6 protein-coding genes are annotated in these 4,376 nt (G+C 32.0%); 1 reads left to right on the top strand and 5 read right to left on the bottom strand.

Going from position 1 to position 4,376, the window contains the following annotated elements; translation table 11 throughout:
- Positions 1–289 precede the first annotated feature (289 nt).
- The 3 genes from AC220I_RS18800 to AC220I_RS18790 all read right to left on the bottom strand — a co-directional run bounded on the left by AC220I_RS18800 (position 290) and on the right by AC220I_RS18790 (position 2,152).
- Entirely contained in the window at positions 290–472 is a 183-nt protein-coding gene (locus tag AC220I_RS18800) for a hypothetical protein (RefSeq protein WP_486725400.1), read from the bottom strand.
- A gap of 23 nt (positions 473–495) precedes the next feature.
- A complete protein-coding gene (locus tag AC220I_RS18795) occupies positions 496–1,383 on the bottom strand; it encodes a GNAT family N-acetyltransferase (RefSeq protein WP_486725399.1) in 888 nt (295 codons plus the stop codon).
- Between the two features lie 118 nt (positions 1,384–1,501).
- Complete coding sequence (locus AC220I_RS18790) at positions 1,502–2,152, bottom strand: nitroreductase family protein (protein WP_486725398.1); 651 nt, start codon at positions 2,150–2,152, stop codon at positions 1,502–1,504.
- A gap of 189 nt (positions 2,153–2,341) precedes the next feature.
- Between AC220I_RS18790 and AC220I_RS18785 the strand changes: the two genes are divergently transcribed.
- Entirely contained in the window at positions 2,342–2,926 is a 585-nt protein-coding gene (locus tag AC220I_RS18785; protein ID WP_486725397.1) for a TetR/AcrR family transcriptional regulator, read from the top strand.
- A 274-nt stretch (positions 2,927–3,200) separates the two neighbouring features.
- Here AC220I_RS18785 and AC220I_RS18780 read toward each other — a convergent pair whose 3' ends face one another.
- Positions 3,201–3,791 carry a hydrolase gene (locus AC220I_RS18780; protein WP_486725396.1) on the bottom strand — a complete coding sequence of 197 codons (591 nt, stop codon included), beginning with the start codon at positions 3,789–3,791 and terminating at the stop codon, positions 3,201–3,203.
- Between the two features lie 333 nt (positions 3,792–4,124).
- A partial coding sequence (locus tag AC220I_RS18775; protein WP_486725395.1) for a hypothetical protein occupies positions 4,125–4,376 on the bottom strand: 252 nt, incomplete at its 5' end.

Here is a 4,376-nt window from a genome sequence, read left to right as displayed (position 1 = left end):
CAACATCATCAATATTCAAAATAGAGGTTCCCTTTTCAATAACACCTATTGCAAGTTCTGAATGTAAATGAGGTTTATAGGCATGAGGGTGTGAGTCATTTAACTTCACTTCTAATAAATTATAAAGACTTGCTGTTTTAATTTCATTTTCTTGCATTGTAATCTCCTTTTATTCTACCTTAACATTCACTCTAATTTATTTCTTGTATGATATTGTCACCTATAATTTCTTTTATGTATTTCTAATAGCTGAAAATGTTTAAGGGTAATTCATATCTTAATTCATGAATTACCCTAATTTATTCTTTTTAATTGATGATACTTCAAACGGTAAATTTATAGTAACATATTCATCATCTACTAAAACTGTATTGACATTAACTTCATTTTGAAGACCTTCATGGCTGGCACATGCTATTAATCCTATGGACATCGCACTACAAAATAAAAAAATAATTACTCTTTTTAGCATTTTTCCTCCTGAATCTACCGCTTTCATTCTAACGATTTGTAAAATGACGCTTTACTTAATAATATTGGCGTTATTGGCTCATCATAAAACATCTCAGTTTCTCCAATAACTTCACATCCAAATCTCATCAACATATTAACTGTGACATCTCTTGCATCACTATACAAGACATCTGTATAGTGACTGAAAATTTCTTTTAACGAATAAATAGCCAGTTTTTGTCCAATACCTATGCCCCGTAAGCCCTTATCAACGGCAAATCTCCCCCATTGCCATTTTTTGTTTTTCTCCCAAGCAGCTACTACTCCAACAATATCCTCACCTACTCTTGCACACCACCAAACTGGTTTTAAATGACAATCTAACGGAATCAAGTCTGTCGGAATCCCTTGCTCCACAGTAAAGACTTCTGTTGCCAATTTTAACGCCTCATCCATATAATTGTCTGAAATTTTCTCAATTAATATCCTAGAATCATTTTTTTTAAGGTGCGTTTTCAATGCCAGGATACGGAAATCTCTGAATCCAGCTACAATATTATCGATGACTACACTATCTCCTTGATCTAAAATTTCACTCATAAATGTATTTGCCTTAATATCGCCATCGTTAATAGCTGTCAATCCTAGTGGTAGAAGGTAAATATCCTTCATCCTCTTGTCATATTCTGATTTTTTTAGTTCTAAGAAATTTCTAGCTTCCAGATTGCTAATAATCCTACTCAGAGAAGCCTTATCAATACCCAAATTGATTAGTAGTTCGTTAAACGTTGTCTTTCCATTATGTTTTAGGTAATTTAATATATGGGCTTGAGCTATTGTCAAACCAGAATTGAAACAATTGTAATTTAATAAACCTAATTCCCTTACAATAAGTCTTAGTTCCTTTCTTACTATTTCTTCTTTTTTCATCCCCCACACCTCGTTTAGTTGATATTATCAACTATTATAACTTAATCTATATTTTTCTTCAAGTAGTATTGGTGCTTCAACTAAACGTTTGTAAGAATTGACTCTTAAAAATATCCATTTAGAATTCATTAAAAAAAACAACTTCTTCGATTGGTAGTCTTACACTTGGTTGACCTGGTATCTTTGCTTTGCCTAGTGCTATAAGCAAAACTGGAAAATATTGTTTTGGAACATTAAAAGTTATTGAGAATTTCTCTTTATCATATCCTGTCATTGGCACGGTATCATAACCCTTACTATGGGCAGTAAGCATAAGCTGCATAGACACAAGTCCGCAGTCTATACATACTATTTGACGAACTTCTTCCAATGATAAACTTGAATATAAGTCTATATAACGTTTACTAAGTGCTTTTGCAATATCACTTGAAATATAACCTTCATCTGCCGCTAAACTATATATTTTTTCAGCCTTTGTATAGGCTTCTACATCACCAAGTACAGCTATGACAGCTGAAGCTTCAACTACTTGTTTCTGATTGTAAGCGATTGAATAAAGTTTTTCTTTCATTTCAGATGTATTGATTACTAAGAACCGCCATGATTGTAGATTCCCACCAGAAGGTGCTAAAGCTGCTTGTTCTAACATTTCAATCAGTTCCTCCTCTGAAATATTTATATCAGGATTAAACCTCCGTGTTGAATGACGATCTCTAATCATATTAAAAAGCATTTGACTTTCCATTGACTGATTTGACTTAAACATCATAATCTATTCCCCTTCTTTTTAACTTAGAATTATTGTAACGAAACTTTTTTGACATATGTTGTTTTCTAAACACGTGTTGTAATTCTATGCTATAATATTTATAAACTGATCTCAACCATCAATAATACAAATTCGTTGTATAACCAACACATATAAAAAATTGTTGCTTATATTATGGGGAGGCATGAAATGATAATGAAAAAAAATGGGATTGATCCACGTGTTGTTCGGACACGTAAACTTATTCAAGAGGCCTTTACTTCATTGATGCGAGAAAAAGAATTTGATGATATAACGGTAAAAGATATTGCTGAAAGAGCTACGGTTAATCGAGCTACCTTCTATGCCCATTTTGTGGACAAATTTGATATTCTTGATTCCAAAATAACAGATTCTTTTATGACAATATTGCTTCATAGAATAGAGGGACATAAAACTCTAAATGAAGAGACCATTAAATGCATATTTTTAGCAATATGTGATTTTCATACTGAATTAAGTACTTTATGCCAAAGAAGTTATAAAACTTTTGGGACACAGTTTGAATACAAAATAAAGGAAATCACTAAAACTACTTTATATGATTTTCTAACTAAAGATAAAATTTTAAATTCAGACGAACAATTATTGATAAATTCAGCATCTATTCTGTTAAGTTGGGGAATGTATGGTGCCGCATACGATTGGAATAACAAAGGAAGACAAGTCACAGCAAAATCTTTTGTTGAACAGAACATGTCTTTGATTATGAATGGTTTCAAAGAGTTAATTTAGTTTTTCAGAATTCATTAGTATTCTTGCTTAGGTCCTGACCATAAGTAAATTTCTAATTCTGAGACATTTCTCCGGTATGGTATTTATCATAACTGGTCTTATCAGACTAATTATTTTTTCCAATTGAAGGCAAGTTTTCACTTGCGTTTTATAAACTTGAAGGCACTTTATAATCTTTTTATTACCTATATAATATTCATCTCTATAAAAAAAGTAGTTTGCTCTATTCTGAGCAAACTACTTTTTAAATATATTCGATTTGATTTATTTTTAATTATAAGCCTAAATCATTCATACTTTTGATCACAGTTTCTTCACAATATCGCATTGCAAGGATAGTCTTTTCAAACAATTCATCGAGAGTCCATCCAAGCATATCAGCCCCCTGTACAATTATATCCCTAGAGCATCCAGCTGCAAATTTTTTATCTTTAAATTTCTTTTTTAAACTAGAAACTTCAAAATCCATTGCACTTTTCGACGGTCTCATTCTAACTGCAGCACCAATTAACCCCGTTAACTCATCAGTTGCAAACAACACCTTTTCCATTTCATGTTTTGGCATTATATCCACACATATACCGTAACCATGGCTACAAATTGAATAAATCATTTCTTCACTGACATTAGCTTCACTAAGTAATTCAGGTGCTTTAACACAATGTTCATCGGGATACATACCAAAATCGATATCATGGAGAAGTCCAACTATACTCCAGTAATTTGCTTCATCACCATAACCAAGCTCCTTAGCATACCAATCCATAACCCCACTTACTGTAAGACCGTGCAAGATGTGAAAAGGATCTTTATTATACCTTAAAAGCAATTCGTTAGCTTTTTCATAAGAAATAGTACTAGTCATGTAAATTCCCTCCTTCAAAGTTTGTTCAAATTAAAAAAGCGTTCATTTTCAATTACGATCATACTTTATCAATTAAACCTGATAAAGCAGTTTTCTTATGTTGCTTCATTTTATAAACAATTTTACTATATGATTAACGATATGTAAATCTATCCAAATCGCTCTTGTATCCACTTCAACTTATTAAAGTTAGCATTTTATTATTATATTTGAATTTTAATTACTTGCCCAGTTCTGTTAAGGGCATATAAATCAAGGTATAAAAAATAAGTGTCATATAAAAAAGGCGATGGTCATCTAGACCATCACCAATTACTTTCATTCATTACTCGTTTAGCTTTCTTCACTTACACTCTCATAAAGCTGTAAGCCGATCTTGGCAATTGCCTCAATTTCTGCCGTAACAATCTGAGAAATCTCTGATTGAACCTCAACCCTTGATGCAATTTCTTCAAAATGAGCTGAATTTTCCTGTAAAATTGCAGCGATATTTGCGATAGAATCTTCGATGGTGCCGAATTCTTCATGTACCCTCTTAATAAGCTGAGACTCTTCACTAAAATTATGACTAGCATTCACAAAGTT

The sequence above is a fragment of the Fusibacter sp. genome (genome assembly GCF_057447755.1).
Note: the sequence above shows the minus strand (reverse complement) of the source record. Positions and strands in the feature narration are given on the sequence as shown.

Bases quoted from the DNA above. Each gene is read 5' to 3' on its own strand.
- AC220I_RS18800 (WP_486725400.1), bottom strand. From the start codon at position 472: ATGCTAAAAAGAGTAATTATTTTTTTATTTTGTAGTGCGATGTCCATA.
- AC220I_RS18795 (WP_486725399.1), bottom strand. From the start codon at position 1,383: ATGAAAAAAGAAGAAATAGTAAGAAAGGAACTAAGACTTATTGTAAGG.
- AC220I_RS18790 (WP_486725398.1), bottom strand. From the start codon at position 2,152: ATGATGTTTAAGTCAAATCAGTCAATGGAAAGTCAAATGCTTTTTAAT.
- AC220I_RS18785 (WP_486725397.1), top strand. From the start codon at position 2,342: ATGATAATGAAAAAAAATGGGATTGATCCACGTGTTGTTCGGACACGT.
- AC220I_RS18780 (WP_486725396.1), bottom strand. From the start codon at position 3,791: ATGACTAGTACTATTTCTTATGAAAAAGCTAACGAATTGCTTTTAAGG.